Raw genomic sequence first — 18,264 nt, 5'->3', positions numbered from 1 at the left:
CCGCTCAGTCGAAGTGCGCTTCCACGAAACCCTGCAGCGCCCTGGCCATGTCGGGGTCGTCGGTGAGCGCGCGTGTCATCGTCATCTCGCAGCTCTGGCGCGGCGCGACGCCGGAGCCGATCAGGCGCGCGGCGTAGATCAGCATCCGCGTGGAGATGCCTTCGTCCAGGCCGCGGTGCCGCAGCGCCCGCGAGCGGTGCGCGATGCCGACCAGGCGCTCTGCCGTCTCCACGGACACACCGGCCTCCTCGGCCACGATGGCGCTCTCGATGGCGGCTTCGGGGTAGTCGAACTCCAGCGCCGCGAAGCGCTGGCGCGTGGAGGGTTTCATGTCCTTGCTGCGGCTCTGGTAGCCGGGGTTGTACGAGACGACGAGCTGGAAATCGGGATGCGCCTGCACCACCTCGCCCTTCTTGTCGAGCGCGAGCATGCGCCGCGCATCGGTCAGCGGGTGGATCACCACGGTGGTGTCCTGCCGCGCCTCGACCACTTCGTCGAGATAGCAGATGCCGCCATGGCGCACCGCCAAGGTCAGCGGGCCGTCATGCCACGCGGTGCCGGTGGCGTCGAGCAGATAGCGGCCGACCAGGTCGGACGCCGTCATGTCCTCGTTGCATGCGAGCGTCACCAGCGGCCGGTCGAGCTTCCAGGCCATGTACTCGATGAAGCGCGTCTTGCCGCAGCCGGTCGGTCCCTTGAGCAGCATCGGCATGCGGTGCGCGTAGGCCTGCTCGTAGAGCGCGATCTCGTCGCCCGACGGCTTGTAGAAGGGCTGGGCGGGCAGCCGGTAGCTGTCGATGGAACCGGCGGTGAAGGTGGAAGCGGGCACGGGAGTCCTCGGTGGGGAGCGGCGGACCTGTGCCCGCCGCTCCGGTTGCGGATGGATGTCAGCGGTGCTTCGCCGCCTCGTTCGGGATGCCTTCGATGGGGCATTCGGGCGTGCCCGGCGTCGATCGGGTGAAGCCCTCGACCATCTTGCGGGTGCCTTCAGGGTCCTGTATCCACTTGCCGTAGAACTCGTACGGGCAGGCCGCCACGCCGGCCGCGTCTTCGCCCGAATTGATCTTGCCCGTGTAGCCGCGGTGCACCAGCTTGTAGAGGAAGTTGTTCGACTGCTGGTTCTTGCGTGCGTCCCGGATCGCGCTGACCGACATCTCGGCGTACTGGATGCCCATTTCCTCGGTGCCGCAGTCGCCCAGGCTGCGGCCGTCGAAGCCCACCAGCGCCGAATGGCCGAAGTACGAGTACACGCCGTCGAAGCCGGTGGCGTTGGCCACGGCCACGTAGACGTTGTTCATCCACGCCATGGTGCGCGCGACCATGATCTGCTGCTCCTTGGCCGGGTACATGTAGCCCTGGCAGCGCACCACGAGTTCGGCGCCGCGCATCGCGCAGTCGCGCCAGATCTCGGGAAAGTTGCCGTCGTCGCAGATGATCAGGCTGACCTTCATGCCCTTGGGGCCGTCGGACACATAGGTGCAATCGCCCGGGTACCAGCCCTCGATCGGCGTCCACGGCATGATCTTGCGGTACTTCTGGACGATCTCGCCCTTGTTGTTCATGAGGATCAGCGTGTTGTAGGGCGCCTTGTTCGGATGCTCCTCGTGGCGCTCGCCGGTCAGCGAGAACACGCCCCACACGTTGGCGCGGCGGCAGGCGTCCGCGAAGATCTCCGTCTCGTCGCCCGGAATGGTCGACGCCGTCTCGTACATTTCCTTCGGGTCGTACATGATCCCGTGCGTGGAGTACTCCGGGAAGATCACCAGGTCCATGCCGGGCAGGCCCTGCTTCATGCCGACGACCATTTCGCCGATCTTGCGCGCGTTGGCAAGCACCTCGCCCTTCGTGTGAAGGCGAGGCATCTTGTAGTTGACGACGGCCACGCCGACGCAATCGTTGCTGCTTCCAATATCTCCGTGACGCATAGAAAACTCCAGTGGGTTAAGGGTGAGGGAACGGGTGAAAGGGATGCGGGTGGTCAGATGGTCAGGAAGGACTTGACCTTGTCCTGGTCCAGGTGCGCGCGGGCCTCGTCATGGACGATGCGCCCGCCGTCGATCACCAGGAAGCGGTCGGCCAGGTCGAGCGCGAAGCTCAGCACCTGCTCCGACACGACGATGGCGATCTGCCGCTCGGCGCGCAGCACGTTGAGCGTGCGTGCGATGTCCTTGATGATCGAAGGCTGGATGCCCTCGGTTGGCTCGTCCAGGATCAGCACGCTGGGGTCGGTCACCAGCGCGCGCGCAATCGCGAGCATCTGCTGCTGTCCGCCCGAAAGGTTGCCGCCGCGGCGCGACTTCATCTCGGCCAGCACCGGGAAGAAGCGGTAGATGTACTCGGGCACCGGGGCGCGGGCGGCGGCATGCATGCCGACCAGGATGTTCTCCTCGACGGTGAGCTGAGAGAAGATCATGCGGCCCTGCGGCACGAAGGCCAGGCCCTTGCGCACGCGCGTGTGGCTGGGCGTGCCCGCCAGCTCCTGCGCATCGATGCGGATGCTCCCCGAGCGCGATGGCAGCATGCCGATCAGCGACTTGAGCAGCGTGGTCTTGCCCATGCCGTTGCGGCCCATGATGGCGACCGATTCGCAGCGCCCCACGCCAAAGGAAACATCGCGGATGGCCTGCGACTCGCCGTAGAAGACATTCAGATGGCTGACTTCGAGCATGGGTGCTCCTTCAGTGGCCGAGGTAGACATCAATGACGCGCGGGTCCGCCTGCACCTGCGCCGCGCTGCCTTCGCTCAGCACGCGCCCCTGGTGCAGCACGGTCACGGTGCTGGCGATGCGCTTGACGAGAATCCATGTCGTGCTCGATGACGATCACCGACTTGCCGCGCGAGATCCGCCGCAGCAGGTCGCCGGTCTGCTCGCGCTCCCGCGGGCTCATGCCGGCCACGGGCTCGTCCAGCAGCAGCAGTTCGGGCGACTGGATGAGCAGCATCCCGATCTCCAGCCACTGCTTCTGCCCATGGCTGAGCCGGCCGGCCTTCTGCTGGAGCATCGACGCGAGGAACACCTCCTCGGCCACCGCCTCGATGCGGTTGCGCACCCCGGCGTTGCGGCGAAAGAAGATCGAGCCCAGCACGTCCTGCTGGCCGGGGATGGAGATCTCGAAGTTCTCCATCACCGTCAGGTCTTCGTAGACCGACGGCGTCTGGAACTTGCGGCCGACGCCCGCGCGCACGATGGCATGCTCGGCCAGACCCACCAGTTCGCGGCCGTTGAAGCGGACACTGCCGGAGGTCGGTCGCGTCTTGCCGCAGATCATGTCGAGCAGCGTGGTCTTGCCGGCGCCGTTCGGGCCGATGATCACGCGCAGCTCGTCGCGCCGGATGGAAAGGCTCAGGCCATCGACCGCCTTGAAGCCGTCGAAGGAAACGGTGAGCGCTTCGACCTGCAGGACCTGCGGCGCGGTGGTGGAAACAGGAGTCACAGAGGGGCTTTCCGCAGGGGATGTGGACAGGGGCAGCACGGCGCTCATGGCGACACTCCCTTGGCGCCGCGGCCCGCCGCCAGCCGCTGCAGGACGCCTGCGAGCCCGAGCGGCATGAAGGCCACGACAGCGATGAACAGCGCCCCGAGAAAGTAGAGCCAGACCTCGGGAAAGGTCTCGGACAGGTACGACTTCAGGAACCCGACCAGCAGCGCGCCGATCACCGCGCCCGGAATCGAGAGCCGGCCGCCGACCGCGGCATAGATCACCATCTCGATCGACGCCACCACCCCCACGGCGGTGGGCGAGATCAGCCCGACCTGCAGGCTGTAGAACGCGCCGCCGATCGACGACAGCAGGGCCGCGACCGCGAACACGAACGCCTTCATGTGCGCCGTGTCGTAGCCGCTGAAGCGCACGCGGTCTTCCTTGTCCCGGATGGCGATCAGCACCTTGCCGAAGCGGCTGCGCAGGAGCGCCAGGCACAGGCCCATCGCCATCGCGAGCGCCGCGGCCTCGACCAGGTAGATGGCCTGCTTGGCGTCGTCGCCGACGATGTCCATGCCCAGCAGCGTGCGGAAGTCGGTGATGCCGTTGGCGCCCCCCGTGTCGCCCTGCTGCCCGACAATGAGCACCGTGCCGGTGAGCGCGAGCGAGAGCGTGACGATCGCGAAATAGACGCCGCCCACGCGCTTGCGAAAGATGGCGAAGGCGAAGAGGTACGCCAGCACCGGCGGCAGCAGCACGATCAGCAGCAGCGTGGGCGCCAGGCTGCGAAACGGCATCCACCACAGCGGCAGGTGCTCCACGCTGCTCCACACCATGAAGTCCGGCAGCTCGGGCGCGGAAGCCTCCAGCTTCAGGAACATCGCCATCATGTAGCCGCCCGCGCCGAAGAAGAGCCCCTGGCCGAGGCTCAGCACGCCGCCATGGCCCCAGAGCAGCACGATGCCCAGCGCGACGAACGCGAACGACATGTACTTGCCCATCAGGTTGAGGCGGAACGGATCGAGCACAGCCACCATGGCGACCAGCAGCGCCAGCACCAGGAGGGCCCCGCGCGTGTCCGCAGACCGAAGAATTTCTTTCATGGCATCAGCTCCGGGCCTTGGCCCCGAACAGCCCGTTGGGCCGGAAGTAGAGGACCACGATCACCAGCAGCAGGATGGTCACGCGTGCCATCGATCCGCTCATGAGGTACTCCAGCGTGGTCTGCGACTGCGCAATGGCGAAGCCCGACAGCGCGGTACCGATCAGGCTCTGCACGCCGCCGAACACCACGACGATGAACGAGTCGACGATGTAGAGCTGGCCGGTGCCGGGATTGGTGGAGCCGATCATCGTGAACACGCAGCCTGCAATGCCCGCCAGGCCCGCGCCCAGCGCGAAAGTCAGCGCGTCGAGCCGCCCGGTGTCGATGCCCACGGCCTCGCTCATGGCGCGGTTCTGCGTCACCGCCCGCACCTTCAGCCCCCAGCGCGTGCGGTTCAGCAGCAGGTAGACGCCGACCGTCACCGCCACCGTGAGGCCGATGATGAAGATGCGGCTGAGCGGCAGCTGGATGCCGAGTATCGGCTCCCAGGCGCCGCTGAGCCACTGCGGCAGCGGAACGCTGACCTCCTGTGCACCGAACACCGACCGGTAGCCCTGCTGCAGGATGAGGCTCAGGCCCCAGGTGGCCAGCAGCGTGTCCAGCGGGCGGTTGTAGAAGAACCGCACGAAGCCGCGCTCCAGCAGGTACCCGAAGGCCCAGGTGACCAGGAACGCGAGCACGATGGCCACGAACAGGTAGATGCCCATCCACTGCGGCGCGAACTTCGAGAATGCGCTGGCCGTCAGGTAGGTCACGTACGAGCCGAGCGCCATCAGCTCGCCGTGCGCCATGTTGATCACGCCCATCAGGCCGAAGACGATGGCCAGGCCGATGGCCATGAGCAGCAGGATCGTGAACAGGCTCACGCCGTTGAAGACCTGCATCACTGCAATGTCGAGATTCATGGGAGCTCCAGGGGCCGCGACGGTGGAATGGGCCGCACGCTCACAGCGTCGGGAACGGATTCGGCTCGACCGGGCTGGGAGACTCCCAGACGATCTCGAACTGGCCGTCGGCCAGCGCCTTGCCCACGCGCACCTTCTTCCAGACATGCTGGTTGCTCGCATGCACCCGCACCTTGCCTTCGGGCGCATCGATCTCCACCCCCGCGCTCGCGGCCAGCACCTTGTCGGCGTCGAACGATTTCGCCTTCTCGACGGCCAGCTTCCACAGGTACACGGAGTTGTAGGCGACCTCCATCGGGTCGCCGATCACGCGGTCCTGCCCGTACTTGGCCTTGAAGGCCTTGACGAACTTCTCGTTGGCGGGGTTCTTGATGCTCTGGAAGTAGCCCATGCAGGCGTAGTAGCCGACGGCGTTGTCCTTGCCGATGCCTTCGATCTCGTTCTCGGACACCACGGTCGACAGCAGCGTCTGCTTCGTGCCGTCCAGCCCGGCCGCGCGCAGCTGCTTGTAGAACGCCACGTTCGATCCGCCGACCACCGTGCTGTAGATGCAGTCCGGCTTGGCCGCCTTGATCTTGTTGATGATCGAGGAGAACTCGGTGTGGCCGAGCGGCGCATATTCCTCGCCGAGCACCTTGCCGCCGAGTTTCGCGATCGTCGGCTTGGCAATCTTGTTGCAGGTGCGCGGATAGATGTAGTCGGAGCCCACGAGGAAGAAGCTCTTGCCCTTCTCGCGCGCCATCCACTCGACTGCCGCCACCACCGACTGCGTGGCTTCCTGCGAGGTGTAGATCACGTGCTTGTCCTGCTCCTGGCCCTCGTAGTAGGTCGGGTAGAAGAGCAGGCCCTTGGCCCGACTGAGCGCCGGCAGCACCGCCTTGCGCGAGGCCGAGGTGTAGCAGCCGATGATGGCGGCCACCTTGTCGCGCTCGAGCAGCTTGCGCGCCTTTTCGGAGAACACCGAGTTCTCGCTCGCGCCGTCCTCGACGACCACTTCGATCTTGCGGCCCATTACGCCGCCGGCGGCGTTGATCTCGTCGATGGCCATCTTCTCGGCGTCGACCAGCGAGGCCTCGGCGATGGCGATGGTGCCCGAGAGCGAGTGCAGCAAGCCGAGCTTCACGCTCTCCTGCGCGTTGGCATTCTGCGAGAACAGCGCGGTGCCGGAAGTGGCGCCGAGAAGAAGCATGGTTCCACTGGTCTTGACCAGGTCGCGGCGATTCAGTTGGCTCATCAGATCTCTCCTTCAAGGATTGAGGTGTTCGGGTCTGACGGTTCCACCGCTTGCATCTCGTTCGCTTTCTCCGGGCCGAGTTCATCCCTGGGCGCAACAGCGTCCATTTTGAAAAGGGCGTTCGAGAAACCGAAAAAGCAAAAGGGCCTGAGCCGGGGTAAACCGGATCAGGCCCTTTTGCCTTGCACCTGACTGGCAACACTGGCAGTCGGTGCGAAATGATGAGCGACGAAGTTCTCGTCTGGGCGGAAATTTAGCACTCGGCAACCATCGATGAATAGGGGTTTGCGCTAACAAACCCGAGACGGTCGGTCTAGTGCGCGGACACGAGTCGCTTGATTAATAGAGACGGTCGGTCTAATAATCGAGCCATGAGCTCCACCACTGACCTGCCGCGCAAGCGGGGCCGCCCGGCCAAGGACGAAGGCGACCATCGCGCCACGCGCGAAGCGCTGCTGAACGCGGGCGTTGCCGCGCTGACGGAAAAAGGCTTCTCGGCCACCGGCATCGACGAGATCCTCAGGTCGGTGGGTGTGCCGAAGGGCTCGTTCTATCATTTCTTCGGCAGCAAGGAGGCCTTCGGCGCAGAGCTCATCGCGCGCTACGACGCGTACTTCGTGCGCAAGCTCGACCGCTTCTTCCTGGACACCACGCTGTCGCCGCTGGACCGCATCGATGCATTCTTCGCTAACGCCGAACGCGGCATGAAGCGCTTCGGCTTTCGCCGCGGATGCCTGGTCGGCAATCTCGGGCAGGAGATGGGCGCGCTGCCCGAGTCGTTCCGTGCGCAACTGACCAATGTGCTGCTCGATTGGCAGCGCCGTACCGCGGTGGTGCTCGAGCAGGCCCGAAAGAGCGGCGAGGTCGGCAAGAACACCAACTGCGCCGAATGGGCCGCCTTTCTCTGGACCGGCTGGGAAGGCGCGGTGCTGCGCGCCAAGCTCGAACGCAAGGCCGCCCCGCTGCAGATGTTCGCCCGGCTTTTCCGCCAGGGCATCGGGGCCTGAGTGCCCCCTTTTTTTAACCTTTTATAGACGATCGGTCTAATTAACCAAGATGGAACACTCACCCCCCGACGGTGGCCGCAAGGGCCCGCTCAGCGGCATCACGGTGCTCGATTTCTCGCGTGTCCTGGCCGGACCGTATTGCACGATGGTGCTGGCCGACCTGGGCGCGCGGGTCATCAAGATCGAAAAGCTCGGCACGGGCGACGACACGCGCGCCTTCGGGCCGTTCGTGGACCGCGAGTCCGCCTACTTCATGTGCTTCAACCGCGGCAAGGAGAGCATCGCGCTCGACCTCAAGAGCCCGCGCGACCGCGAGCTGCTCGAACGGATGCTGTCGCAAGCCGACGTGGTGGTCGAGAACTTCCGCCCCGGCGTGATGGACCGGCTGGGATACGGCGCCGAGCGGCTCGCGCGCACCCATCCGCACCTCGTGTACGCATCGATCTCGGGTTTCGGCCACACGGGCCCGTACAGCGACCTGCCGGGCTACGACATGGTGGTGCAGGCGATGGGCGGCGTCATGAGCCTCACGGGGTGGCCCGATGCGCCGCCGGCCCGCGTGGGCACCAGCTTCGGCGACCTCAGCGCGGCCCTCTTCGCGGCGGTGGGCATCGTGTCCTCGCTCTACAGGCGCACCCAGGATGCGCAGGGCGCGCGCGTCGACATCGGCATGCTCGATTGCCAGGCGGCGCTCATGGAGACCGCTCTGGCGCGCTACGACGTGGAAGGCAAGGTGCCCACGCGCACGGGCGACAGCCATCCCTCGCTCGCGCCGTTCGAGACCTTCGCGGCCAGCGACGGGCGCTTCGTCATCGCGGCGGGCAACGACCAGCTGTTCATGCTGATGGCCGAGGCGCTCGGCAGTCCGGCGCTTGCGCTCGATGCGCGCTTTGTCAGCAACGACCTGCGCTGCCGCAACCGGCCCGCCATGGTCGCGGCCATCGAGGCGATCACCCGCGGCGAAGCCATCGCGCACTGGATCGACCGGCTCAACGAGGCCGGCGTGCCCTGCGCCCCCATCAACACCATCGACAAGCTGTTCGACCATCCGCAGCTGCTCGCACGGCACATGATCGTCAAGGTCGAGGGCCAGGCGCGGCGCGCGGTGCGGACCGCCGGCAATCCGATCAAGCTGGGCGCGTTCGCGGACATCGACGTGAACACGCCCTTGCGGGCGCCTGGACTGGACGAACACCGCGAACGCATCCTCGCCGAGCTGATGTCCCCGACGGGCGACTACGCGCCCGCGCACCGCCCATCCGCGGCTCCGGCACACGTCGTGCATGCGCCCCAGGCCAGCTGATTCCCACCCCCACGAACCCCCGAAAAAAGGAGTAGACATGTCCGCCACCACCAAGGCCCCGCCGGTTTCCGCCGCCGCGCAACAGGCCCCCAGATCCGACCCGCCCACCACCGCGGAAGGCCGGGCGCCGCAGGCGCCGCTTCCGGGGCTTTACGAAACCATCCTGGTCGAACGGCGCGAACGCGTCGGACTGATCACGCTGAACCGCCCGAAGAGCCTGAACGCGTTGAACACCACGATGTCGCGCGAGGTGATGACGGCGCTGCGCGCCTTCGATGCCGACGCCAACGTCGGCGCGGTGGTGATCGCCGGCAGCCCCCGCGCCTTCGCGGCCGGCGCGGACATCGCCGAGATGGCGGACAAGACCTTTGCCGGCCTGCAGGCGGAAGACGTCTTCGCGGCATGGCAGGGCATGCCGGCCATTGCCAAGCCGATCATCGCCGCCGTGAGCGGCTACGCGCTGGGCGGCGGCTGCGAGCTGGCGATGATGTGCGACTTCATCATCGCGGCCGACGATGCGCACTTCGGCCAGCCGGAGATCAAGCTGGGCATCCTGCCCGGCATCGGCGGCACGCAACGGCTGACGCGGTCCGTCGGCAAGTCCCTGGCCATGGACCTGATCCTGACCGGCCGCAGCATCGATGCCGCCGAGGCGAAGGCCGCGGGGCTGGTGGCACGCGTGGTCCCGGCCGCCGAGCTGCTGCAGACGGCCCTGGAGGCCGCGCACACCATCGCCGGCTACAACGCACCGGCCGTGCGCATGGCCAAGGAGGCGGTGGGCCGCGCGCACGAGGTGTCGTTGGCCGAAGGGCTGCTCCACGAGCGGCGCCTGTTCCAGGCCGCCTTTGCCACCGACGGGCAGAAGGAAGGCATGCATGCGTTCCTGGGCAAGCGCGCCCCGGTCTTTCGCCACCGCTGAGCGGGCCGTCCATGCCAGCCACGCAAAGCACCGGCAAGCCGCGCACGCACGTGGAGCGGCACAACGCGCGTTCGGACACGCGGGCGCAACTGCTGCGCGCGGGCCTCGATGCGGTGATGGAAAACGGCTGGGCCGCCACCAGCGTCGACAAGGTGCTGGCGGCGGTCGGCGTGCCCAAGGGGTCGTTCTATCACTACTTCGCGAGCAAGGACGCCTTCGGCTTCGCGCTGCTCGAGACGTACCAGGCCTTCTTCCTGCGGCGGCTGGCGCGCTGCTTCGGCGAACGGCCGGGCGGCACGGTGCCGGGCTTCACGCACGGGCTCGCGGCATTTCTGTCGGAGTCCGCGGCCGGCATGCGCCGCTACCACTGGCGCCGGGGCTGCCTGGTCGGCACACTGGGCCAGGAGATGGCGGGCCTGCACGACGGATTCCGCGAACGGCTCGACGCGGCGGTCGCGGCATGGGAAGCCGAGCTGGCCGCATCGATCCGCGCGGCCCAGTCACGCGGCGAACTGCGCCCGGAGCTCGATCCCGAACGCCTGGCGCGCAGCTTCTGGGCCGCCTGGGAAGGCGCCGTGCTGCGCGCGCGACTTTCACGCTCGGCGGCGCCGCTGGTCTGCGCCGTCGAGGATTTCGACCAACTGATTCACATCTGAGGAGCAGAGCGTGTTCAACCGCGCCTAGTCGCGCGCGTTGCCTGCCCACACCGCAGGACGCCGCGCGCGCCAAGGCCTCGATTGCTCCAGTTGGCCCGCCAGGCGCAGCAACAGGTCGTCCTTGGCAAATCCGGCCGTGAACTGGATGCCGATGGGGAGCCCGCTGCCTGGCGCCACCACCATCGGCACCGACATCGCCGGCGTGCCCGCCACGTTGGCCGGCGGCGTGAAGGGCGTGTGCCGGAACACCCGCGCCGTCCACTCCAGGCCGCTCATGCGCTCGGCGCCTTCGCTGTAGGTGCCGAGCGAACCGGGCAAGTGCGGGAGCGTGGGCGTGAGCAGCACGTCCATGCGCGAGAACCAGTCCGCCACCGCGCGGGCGACGGTGTTGCGCACCTCCAGCGCGCCGGCAAAGTCGACCGCGCTCGCGCTGCGGCCGTAGCGGTAGTTCGCCAGGGTGGAAGGCTCCAGCGTCGAAAGATCGATCGGCCGGCCGGTGGCGGCGGACAGGCCGTCGATCCAGCGCACCAGCGTGGCACACCAGATCTGCGCATTGGCATGGACGAAGGCCTCCCACGAAGCGCCGAGTCCCGGCGCGGCTTCCTCCACGTGATGGCCGAGCGATTGCAAGTGGAGCGCCGCCTCGCGCGTGGCGGCCGCCACTGGGGCTGCCGTGGCCTCGCCGTTCCAGGCATCCACCATCAGCCCGATGCGCAGCTTGCCGGGGTCCTTGCCCACCTCGGCCAGGAAGCCGTTCGCCGGCGCGGCGGTGTGGTACGGGTCGCCGGGCGAGCAGCCCTGCACCGCGTCCATGAGCGCGGCCGTGTCGCGCACCGTGCGGCTCAGGCCCAACTGCACGCCGAGGCCGGCAAACACTTCGTCCAGTGCCGGTCCGTTGGAGGTGCGGCCGCGCGTCGGCTTCAGGCCGAACAGGCCGTTGAAGGCCGCGGGCACGCGGATCGAGCCGGCGGCATCGGTGGCGTGCGCCATCGGCACCACGCCGGCCGCTACCGCTGCGCCCGCACCGCCGCTCGAGCCGCCGGCGCTCAGGGCGGTGTCCCACGGGTTGCCGGTGGGCCCTTGCAACGCCGATTCGGTCTCGGTGCTGAAGGCCATCTCGGGCGTGGTCGTGCGGCCGATGGTCACGAGGCCGGCCTTCCTGAAGTGGCCCATGAGGTTCGAGTCGGCCGATGCGACCAGCCCCTTCGCGAGCCGGCTGCCGAGTTCATTGCGCCTGCCGGCCATCTGGATCGCCAGGTCCTTGATCAGGAACGGCACGCCCGCCAGCGGGCCCACGGCTTCCCGCGCCGACAGGTCCGCCGCTTCGGGTGCCCAATGCTCGACGATGGCGTTGATGCGCGGATTCACGGCATTCGCCGCGGCGCGCGCCAGCGCTGCCAGCTCGGCGGGGCGGACCTCGCGTCGGGCAACGAGCTGGCCGAGGCCGATGGCATCGTGGGTTGCGTATTCGCTCAGGTTCATGGTGTTCTCCAGGAGGGGGGTGCACCGAAGATAGGCATTCGGAGGACGCTTGATTAGCCCACCCACGCGGCAAGAGCTGAACCATGCATGGGACAATGCGGTTCGCGGAATGCCGAAGGAGTCAATCGCATGGCCAGGGATGTCAACGACACGCTCGTGTTCGTGCGCGTGGTGCAGGAGGGCAGCTTCACCGCCGCGGCGCATGCGCTGCAGATGCCCAAGACCACCGTGAGCCGGCGCGTGCTCGAACTCGAGAAATACGTCGGCGCGCAGCTGCTCCGGCGCACCACGCGCAAGCTCAGCCTCACCGAGGCGGGCGCGATCTACTTCGAACAGTGCCGCGGCATCGGTGCCACGCTGGAAGCCGCCGAGGGCGCGGTCCACAAGCTGCGGGACGGCCCGCGCGGCTGGCTGCGCGTGACCATGCCCTACTCTTTCGGCGTGGACTGGTTCGCGCCGCTGCTGCCGGGCTTCAGGGCGCGCTATCCCGAGGTGCGCCTCGAGATCCTGGCTTCGCACGCCACGCTGGACCTGGTGCAGGACGAGATCGACCTTGCGCTGCGCCTCGGCGAGCTGCCCGATTCCAGCCTGGTGGCGCGGCGGCTCGCGAGCTTTCCTTCGGGCGCCTTCGCAAGCCCGGCCTACCTGAAGCGCGCCGGCGTGCCCGCGGTGCCCGAAGACCTGCGCAACCATCACACCCTTGCGCTGCACCAGGCGCGACGCGATGTCGGCTATGTGTGGCCGCTGCGCAAGGATGGCGGAAAACCCCGCGGCTACCTGATCGACCCGGTGCTGGTGGCGAGCGACCCGGCCCTGCTGCATGCTGCGCTGCGCGGCGGCGAAGGGATTTCGCTGGCGATGGAACTGAGCATGGCGGCCGACCTGAAGGCGCGCCGGCTGGTGCGTGTGCTGCCGCAGTGGATCGGGCCGCCGCAGGAGCTGAACGCGCTCTCGCCGCGCGAGCGGATGCCCTCGCCGAAGGTCCAGGCCTTCATCGGCTACCTGAAGGAGCAGCTGCGGTTCGAAGCCGATACCGGCCCTGTCCCGGCGCAGGCCGGCAACTGGCGGCGCTGAACAGACCCGTCATACTCGCGCGCAGTTCAAGAACCCTCATTCCCCAAGGATCCCCATGTCAGGACACGGCTTTCACGTGCACGGCCCGCACGACCACGAACTTGAACACGCGGCATCCGGCGGCGGCCATGGCGAGAGCCACGGTCACGCGGGCGGCGGGGCAGCCTCCCCTTCCGAGGGCATGAGCATGACGGGCAAGATCGCGGTGTGCACCGCCGTGATCGCCACCGTCGGCGCGATCTTCTCGTACATGGGCGGGGCCACACAGGCCAACGCAGGTCTCTACAAGAACAACGCGGCGATCAAGAAGACCGAAGCGTCGAACCAGTGGAACTACTTCCAGTCGAAAAGCACCAAGCAGGCGCTCGCCGAATTCGCGCTCGACACCGCGAGCGACGACGTCCGCAAGCGGGACTGGCAGGCCAAGGTTGCGCGCTACGAACAGGAAAAGACCGACATCCAGGCCGCCGCGAAGAAGCTGGAAGCCGAGGCGAGCCAATGGGACGCCCAGTCGGAAGAGCAGATGCACCAGCACCATCGCTGGGCCCAGGCGACCACCGTTTTGCAGGTGTCGATCGCGCTGGCTGCCATCGCGTTGCTGACGAAGAAGAAATGGCTCGAGCGCGCGATGTTCGGCGTGGCCGCCGCGGGGCTGGTGGTGGGGGGGTTGGCCGCCTTTCACATCTGACGATAGCGGCTGCGGGCGCAAACCAGCGGCGGCGCTGAACGGCCGCGCGCAGCCGCACGCAGCCTCAAGCCGCCTTGCGGGCGCCGCCCGGCGCCTTCTTGCGCGTGGCCTTCTTCGCGGTGGCACCGCTCTTTTTTGCAGTGGCCGTCTTCCCCGGACCCGCCGTCTTCTTCGCCGGCGCGCCGGCCGGCTTGGCCGCCTTGCCGCCCTTGAGGCTGCGCGTCAGGAGCTCCGTCAGGTCGATGATCTCGGCGCCCTCGGCCGGCGCTTCCTCCTCCGGCTGGATCACTGTTTCGGTGTCGCCCGCCTTGACCTTCTTCTCGACCACCTTCATGACCGCGTGCCTGAACTCGTCCTTGAACTCGTCGGGGTTCCACTTGCCGCTCATGTCCTTCACGAGCTGCTCGGCCATCTTCATTTCGGCGGCCGTCACCTTGGCCCCCTTGACGCCGGCCGCGGGCAGATCGAGCCCCGTGAGCGGCTTCACCTCGTCGCCCCAGCGAAGCAGGTTGAGCACCAGCACCTCGCCCGACGGGACCAGCGCGGCCAGGTGCTGCTTGGTTGCGATCACGACCTTGGCCAGGCCCACCTTGCCGGTCTTGGACAGCACTTCGCGCAGCAGCGCATAGACCTTCTGCCCCTTGTTGATGGGTGCGACGTAATACGGCCGCTCCAGGTAGAGGAACGGGATCTCGTTGGCATCGATGAAGCGCTGGATCTCGATGGTCTGCGTGGTGCGCGGGTAGATCGCCTCGATCTCGTCGGGCGAGATGACGACGTACTTGCCGTCCTCGTATTCGACGCCCTTCACGATGTCGTCCTTGTCGATCTCCTTGCCGGTGCGCTTGTTGATGCGCTTGTAGCCCACCGGGTCCATGCTGCGCTTGTCGAGCCAGTCGAAATCGACGCCCTGCTCGGTGCTCGCGGTGTGCAGGCCGACCGGGATGTGCACCAGCCCGAACGTGATTGCGCCTTTCCAGAGGGTTCTGCTTCCAGTGGCCAAGATTCAACTCCTTGCGGCCACGCCATGGGCCGGATGCGCCGACCCTAGCGCGGTGCGGCCGCATCGCTCGTAGGAGGACGCCACGTGGCGCCTACGTCTTGCCCTGAAGACGCCGGAAGGCGCTGAAGTGCCGGATCGCGAGCTGCTTCTGGCCGAGTTCCGCGTACAGCAGCGCGGCGTTCTTGTGGGCGTCCGCGAGGTCGGGCTGCAGCTGCAGCGCCTTCTCGTAGCTGGCCAGCGCGTCCCGGATGCGCCCGGCCCCCTCCAGCGCCACGGCATGGTTGTAGTGCATCAGGGGGTCGTCGCCGCAGTGCCGCACGCCCTGGTCGTACAGGTCGGCGGCCTCGTCGCAGCGGCCCGCCTCGCAGAGCATGAAGCCCAGGTTGAGGTAGGCATGGGCGTAGGTCGGCTCCTCGTCCAGGATCTGCCGGTAAGCGGCTTCCGCCGCCTGGGGCGACGTCGCCTCCAGCGCCTCGGCTTGCTCGAAGAGGGCATCGAGGTCGGCGGGCGCGGAGGCCTGGCCCTGCTGGGAGAACAGCAGGCTCACCGAGCCCTTGCCCGGCGCCACGCTCAGGTCCAGCAGCAGCTGGCCGGTGTCGGGCTCCCAGTGCGCATGGGGCGAGCGCACGGTCACCCGGTCGCCCTCGGCCTTGATGCGGATGCCGGCCAGCGGCATCTCCGCGGGCAAGGTGGACCGCAGCTGCCGCAAGGACCGGAGAATCTGCCGCGTCGGGATGCGCGCCGCGCGCAGCTCATGGGCGGAGCGCAGGAGGACCACGTCCTGGAACGAGAACTGCCAGCTTCCCGCCGGCGTCTTCACCGGCGCCACGAAGCCGAGCTCGATGAGCTTGCTCACGGCATGCCGCGAGAGCCCCAGCAGCTGGACCACGCCGCGCAGGGTGTAGGGCGACGAGGTTTCGGCCGGGGCTTTCACTTCTTCATGCGCGCGCGCGAAGGAGCCGGAGCCTCGGCCTTTTCAGGCACCTTGGGCGCGCGCTTGGCCTTGCTGGAGACACTGCGCAAGGGCGCCACGGCCGGCGGGCTGGCGCTGCGCTTCGGCGCCGCCGTGCGCACCTGCGGGCCCGAGGTCGAGTTGCGCGCCAGGCTGGCCTTGAGCATTTCCGCGAGGTCGATCACCTGCCCGCCCGCTGCGTCCTCCGGGTGCTCCGCAGCCACGATCTCTTCGCCCGCGATCTTCGCGTCGATGGCGGCAAGGATGCGCTTCTTTTCCTCGTCCTCGAACATCGCGGGTTCGTAGCTTTCCTGCGAGATCTGGTCGATGAGCTGCAGCGCGAGCTTGAGCTCCGAGGCGCTCGGCTCCAGCTGCTCGATGTCCAGGTCCTCCAGCGAGCGCACCTCGTCCGCATACAGCAACTGCTGCAGGATCAGCCCCTCCTCCTTCGCGCGCACCTGCACCACGTACTGCTTCGACTTCCACGCCCACTTGGCGAGCGCGCAGCGGCCGCTCTCGAGCATCGCCTTCTTGAGCAGGTTGTAGGGCTTGCCGCCGCGCTTGTCGGGCGCCAGGTAGTAGGGCTTGTCGTAGTAGATCGGGTCCACCGCATCCGCCGGGATGAAGGCGACGATGTCGATCAGGTGGCTTGCGCCCTCCTCCAGCGCCTTGAGCTCCTCTGGCTTGAAGATCACGAAGCGGTCTTTCTCGAACTCGTAGCCCTTGACCATCTCGGCGCGCGGAACCACCTTCTGGGGGTCGGTGGCGGAAACGTACTGCTGCTTCACCCGCTCGCCTTCCTTGGACAGCAGGTTGAAATGCACCGTCGCCGACCCTTCGGTGGCCGAGTAGAGCCGGACCGGAATCGAAACCAGGCCGAAGCCCAGCGACAGCGAAGCGATAGAACGGGCAGTGGCCATCGGGTGCTCCTCGGAACGAGCACACAACATGCCACTTTTCGGCGCCCGCGAAAAGAGGCGGGTTTCGCCGGTTCACCGCTTGTAACCAATACCGCTCATCGCCCCTCGAAGGCCGGGCCTTCCGGCGCGAGGCGCATACCGGGCGCCAGCTTCTTCCACGGCAGCTCGGCCGGGTCGGCGATGAAGGGTCCCGGCGCACGGGCCACGAGGATCTCTTCGGCAATGGGCGCGAAGTCGGCGCGAAAATGCACCGAGCTCTTGTTCACGAGGATCTTCATGTCCGCCGGCTCGATGCCGACCGTGCGGTACATGTTGCGGTCGAGCAATTGCGCCTTGGCCGAGCTCACCGCAACGCGCACCCCGCCGATGCGCAGCTGCGCCATCAACCCCAGATCCGAAGCCTTGCCGTTCATCATCGGGCCGCCGTAGACGAACTTGCCATCGGACAACGCCTCGACCTCGAAGCTGGCGCAGAGCGGCTCGTCGCCGGCGACCTGCGGACAGCCGCCCAGCGCGATGTCGATCCGGGCTCCGACGCCCGCCCGATGCGCCGCGGCCGCGGCGGCGGGATCGCAGATCAGGCCGATGGCCGCGCCCTGCGCACCGTGCCGGAGCAGCGCGCGGAGCATGCCGGTGGTGTTGGAGTCTCCGCCGACACCGGGGTTGTCCTGCGTGTCCGCGATGATCACCGGCTTGCTGGCCGCCTGGGCAATGCGCATCGCGTGCAGCACCGCCGCGTCGGGCTCGTCGAAGCGCACGGCCCACTGCGCTTCGGGCGCGCATACGCGCGAGAACAGCGCCTCGACGGCCTGTGCGGTGGCGGCCTCGTCGAAGCCATAGCCCCAGACCACAGGCCCGCATTCGGCGAAGTCGGCCGCCGGAAAGCCCGGCGCAAAGGACAGCGAGAGCACGCCCGGTTCCAGTTCCTCCAGCAGGTCGTACACGCCGCGCGCGGGCTGCATCATGGTCGACATGCTGTTGACCGGAATAAGGAAGGGCACGCGCCGCGCGACGAGGTGCGCAGCCCTGCCGGCGCGCATCAGCGCCAACAGGAGCTCGCCCGCGCGGCGGCCTGCATCGGCCATGTCGATGTGCGGATAGGTGCGGTAGGCGACCACGCCGTCGGCGAGCGAAAGGATCTGCTGCGTCACATTGGCGTGCGAATCGAGCGACACCACGATCTTCATTCCGCTTCCCACCACGGCGCGGATGCGTGCGAGCAGCTCGCCCTCGCCGTCGTCCAGGTGTTGCGCGACCATGGCGCCGTGCAGGTCCAGGTAGATGGCATCGAACGACGCGGTCCTGGCGGCCTCGACGATCTCGCCCGCGATGCGCTCGTACGCTTCGGTCGTCACGTGGGCCGAAGCGCCGGCACCGGCCCAGATCACGGGCGTGACGCCGTGCCCCTCGGCCCGGACGAAATTGATGAAGCCGCTCGCGGGCAGGTTGACGTTGAGCAGTCCGAAGACCGCCTCGCCGCGGACCAGTCCCGGAAAGTCCTCCCCGCGCACGAAGCTCTCGTAGGACGCCACGGTGGGCGCGAAGGTGTTGGTCTCATGCTGGAAACCGGCGACAAGGATGTTCACGGTGTGC

17 protein-coding genes and 1 pseudogene are annotated in these 18,264 nt (G+C 67.6%); 6 read left to right on the top strand and 12 right to left on the bottom strand.

Going from position 1 to position 18,264, the window contains the following annotated elements; all coding sequences use genetic code 11:
* Positions 1–4: 4 nt before the first annotated feature.
* The 7 genes and pseudogenes from ABID97_RS26780 to urtA all read right to left on the bottom strand — a co-directional run bounded on the left by ABID97_RS26780 (position 5) and on the right by urtA (position 6,667).
* The gene (locus tag ABID97_RS26780) at positions 5–829 is read right to left on the bottom strand and encodes a CbbQ/NirQ/NorQ/GpvN family protein (protein WP_354402289.1); all 825 of its coding nucleotides are present in this window, start codon (positions 827–829) and stop codon (positions 5–7) included.
* 58 nt (positions 830–887) lie between these two features.
* Positions 888–1,925 (bottom strand): aliphatic amidase, encoded by a 1,038-nt coding sequence (locus ABID97_RS26775; protein WP_354402288.1) that lies wholly within the window; start codon positions 1,923–1,925, stop codon positions 888–890.
* Between the two features lie 53 nt (positions 1,926–1,978).
* The gene (urtE, locus tag ABID97_RS26770) at positions 1,979–2,668 is read right to left on the bottom strand and encodes an urea ABC transporter ATP-binding subunit UrtE (protein WP_354402286.1); all 690 of its coding nucleotides are present in this window, start codon (positions 2,666–2,668) and stop codon (positions 1,979–1,981) included.
* A gap of 10 nt (positions 2,669–2,678) precedes the next feature.
* A pseudogene (urtD, locus tag ABID97_RS26765) lies at positions 2,679–3,483 on the bottom strand (urea ABC transporter ATP-binding protein UrtD).
* Positions 3,480–4,526 carry an urea ABC transporter permease subunit UrtC gene (urtC, locus tag ABID97_RS26760; protein WP_354402285.1) on the bottom strand — a complete coding sequence of 349 codons (1,047 nt, stop codon included), beginning with the start codon at positions 4,524–4,526 and terminating at the stop codon, positions 3,480–3,482. Before urtC ends, urtD begins: the two are co-directional and overlap by 4 nt.
* Before the next feature lie 4 nt (positions 4,527–4,530).
* Positions 4,531–5,433 carry an urea ABC transporter permease subunit UrtB gene (urtB, locus tag ABID97_RS26755; protein WP_354402283.1) on the bottom strand — a complete coding sequence of 301 codons (903 nt, stop codon included), beginning with the start codon at positions 5,431–5,433 and terminating at the stop codon, positions 4,531–4,533.
* Positions 5,434–5,473: 40 nt separating this feature from the next.
* On the bottom strand, positions 5,474–6,667 hold the full coding sequence (gene urtA, locus ABID97_RS26750) for an urea ABC transporter substrate-binding protein (protein WP_354402281.1): 1,194 nt from the start codon (positions 6,665–6,667) through the stop codon (positions 5,474–5,476).
* 371 nt (positions 6,668–7,038) lie between these two features.
* Between urtA and acuR the strand changes: the two genes are divergently transcribed.
* The 4 genes from acuR to ABID97_RS26730 are packed head-to-tail and all read left to right on the top strand — an operon-like array spanning position 7,039 to position 10,552.
* Complete coding sequence (gene acuR / locus ABID97_RS26745) at positions 7,039–7,674, top strand: acrylate utilization transcriptional regulator AcuR (RefSeq protein WP_354402280.1); 636 nt, start codon at positions 7,039–7,041, stop codon at positions 7,672–7,674.
* 49 nt (positions 7,675–7,723) lie between these two features.
* Complete coding sequence (locus ABID97_RS26740; RefSeq protein WP_354402278.1) at positions 7,724–8,977, top strand: CaiB/BaiF CoA transferase family protein; 1,254 nt, start codon at positions 7,724–7,726, stop codon at positions 8,975–8,977.
* A 37-nt stretch (positions 8,978–9,014) separates the two neighbouring features.
* On the top strand, positions 9,015–9,896 hold the full coding sequence (locus ABID97_RS26735) for an enoyl-CoA hydratase (protein ID WP_354402276.1): 882 nt from the start codon (positions 9,015–9,017) through the stop codon (positions 9,894–9,896).
* Between the two features lie 11 nt (positions 9,897–9,907).
* Entirely contained in the window at positions 9,908–10,552 is a 645-nt protein-coding gene (locus ABID97_RS26730; RefSeq protein WP_354402274.1) for a TetR/AcrR family transcriptional regulator, read from the top strand.
* Between the two features lie 24 nt (positions 10,553–10,576).
* On the opposite strand, the gene ABID97_RS26725 is transcribed toward ABID97_RS26730, so the two are convergent.
* Complete coding sequence (locus tag ABID97_RS26725) at positions 10,577–12,034, bottom strand: amidase (RefSeq protein ID WP_354402273.1); 1,458 nt, start codon at positions 12,032–12,034, stop codon at positions 10,577–10,579.
* A 129-nt stretch (positions 12,035–12,163) separates the two neighbouring features.
* Between ABID97_RS26725 and ABID97_RS26720 the strand changes: the two genes are divergently transcribed.
* Both ABID97_RS26720 and ABID97_RS26715 read left to right on the top strand, forming a co-directional pair.
* Positions 12,164–13,108, top strand: coding sequence for a LysR family transcriptional regulator (locus ABID97_RS26720; protein WP_354402271.1), 945 nt, complete (start codon positions 12,164–12,166; stop codon positions 13,106–13,108).
* A gap of 55 nt (positions 13,109–13,163) precedes the next feature.
* Positions 13,164–13,796 carry a DUF4337 domain-containing protein gene (locus ABID97_RS26715; RefSeq protein ID WP_354402269.1) on the top strand — a complete coding sequence of 211 codons (633 nt, stop codon included), beginning with the start codon at positions 13,164–13,166 and terminating at the stop codon, positions 13,794–13,796.
* Positions 13,797–13,860: 64 nt separating this feature from the next.
* On the opposite strand, the gene ku (ABID97_RS26710) is transcribed toward ABID97_RS26715, so the two are convergent.
* The 4 genes from ku (ABID97_RS26710) to ABID97_RS26695 all read right to left on the bottom strand — a co-directional run bounded on the left by ku (ABID97_RS26710) (position 13,861) and on the right by ABID97_RS26695 (position 18,257).
* Positions 13,861–14,799 (bottom strand): non-homologous end joining protein Ku, encoded by a 939-nt coding sequence (ku, locus tag ABID97_RS26710; protein ID WP_354402267.1) that lies wholly within the window; start codon positions 14,797–14,799, stop codon positions 13,861–13,863.
* 91 nt (positions 14,800–14,890) lie between these two features.
* Positions 14,891–15,733 (bottom strand): tetratricopeptide repeat protein, encoded by an 843-nt coding sequence (locus ABID97_RS26705; protein ID WP_354402265.1) that lies wholly within the window; start codon positions 15,731–15,733, stop codon positions 14,891–14,893.
* The gene (gene ku / locus ABID97_RS26700; protein ID WP_354402263.1) at positions 15,730–16,671 is read right to left on the bottom strand and encodes a non-homologous end joining protein Ku; all 942 of its coding nucleotides are present in this window, start codon (positions 16,669–16,671) and stop codon (positions 15,730–15,732) included. The genes ABID97_RS26705 and ku (ABID97_RS26700) overlap by 4 nt, the downstream gene beginning before the upstream one ends.
* Positions 16,672–16,766: 95 nt before the next feature.
* Positions 16,767–18,257, bottom strand: a complete 1,491-nt coding sequence (locus tag ABID97_RS26695) for a M81 family metallopeptidase (protein WP_354402262.1) — start codon at positions 18,255–18,257, stop codon at positions 16,767–16,769.
* Positions 18,258–18,264: the final 7 nt, after the last annotated feature.

Source organism: Variovorax sp. OAS795 (assembly GCF_040546685.1).
GTDB lineage: Bacteria > Pseudomonadota > Gammaproteobacteria > Burkholderiales > Burkholderiaceae_C > Variovorax.
Note: the sequence above shows the minus strand (reverse complement) of the source record. Positions and strands in the feature narration are given on the sequence as shown.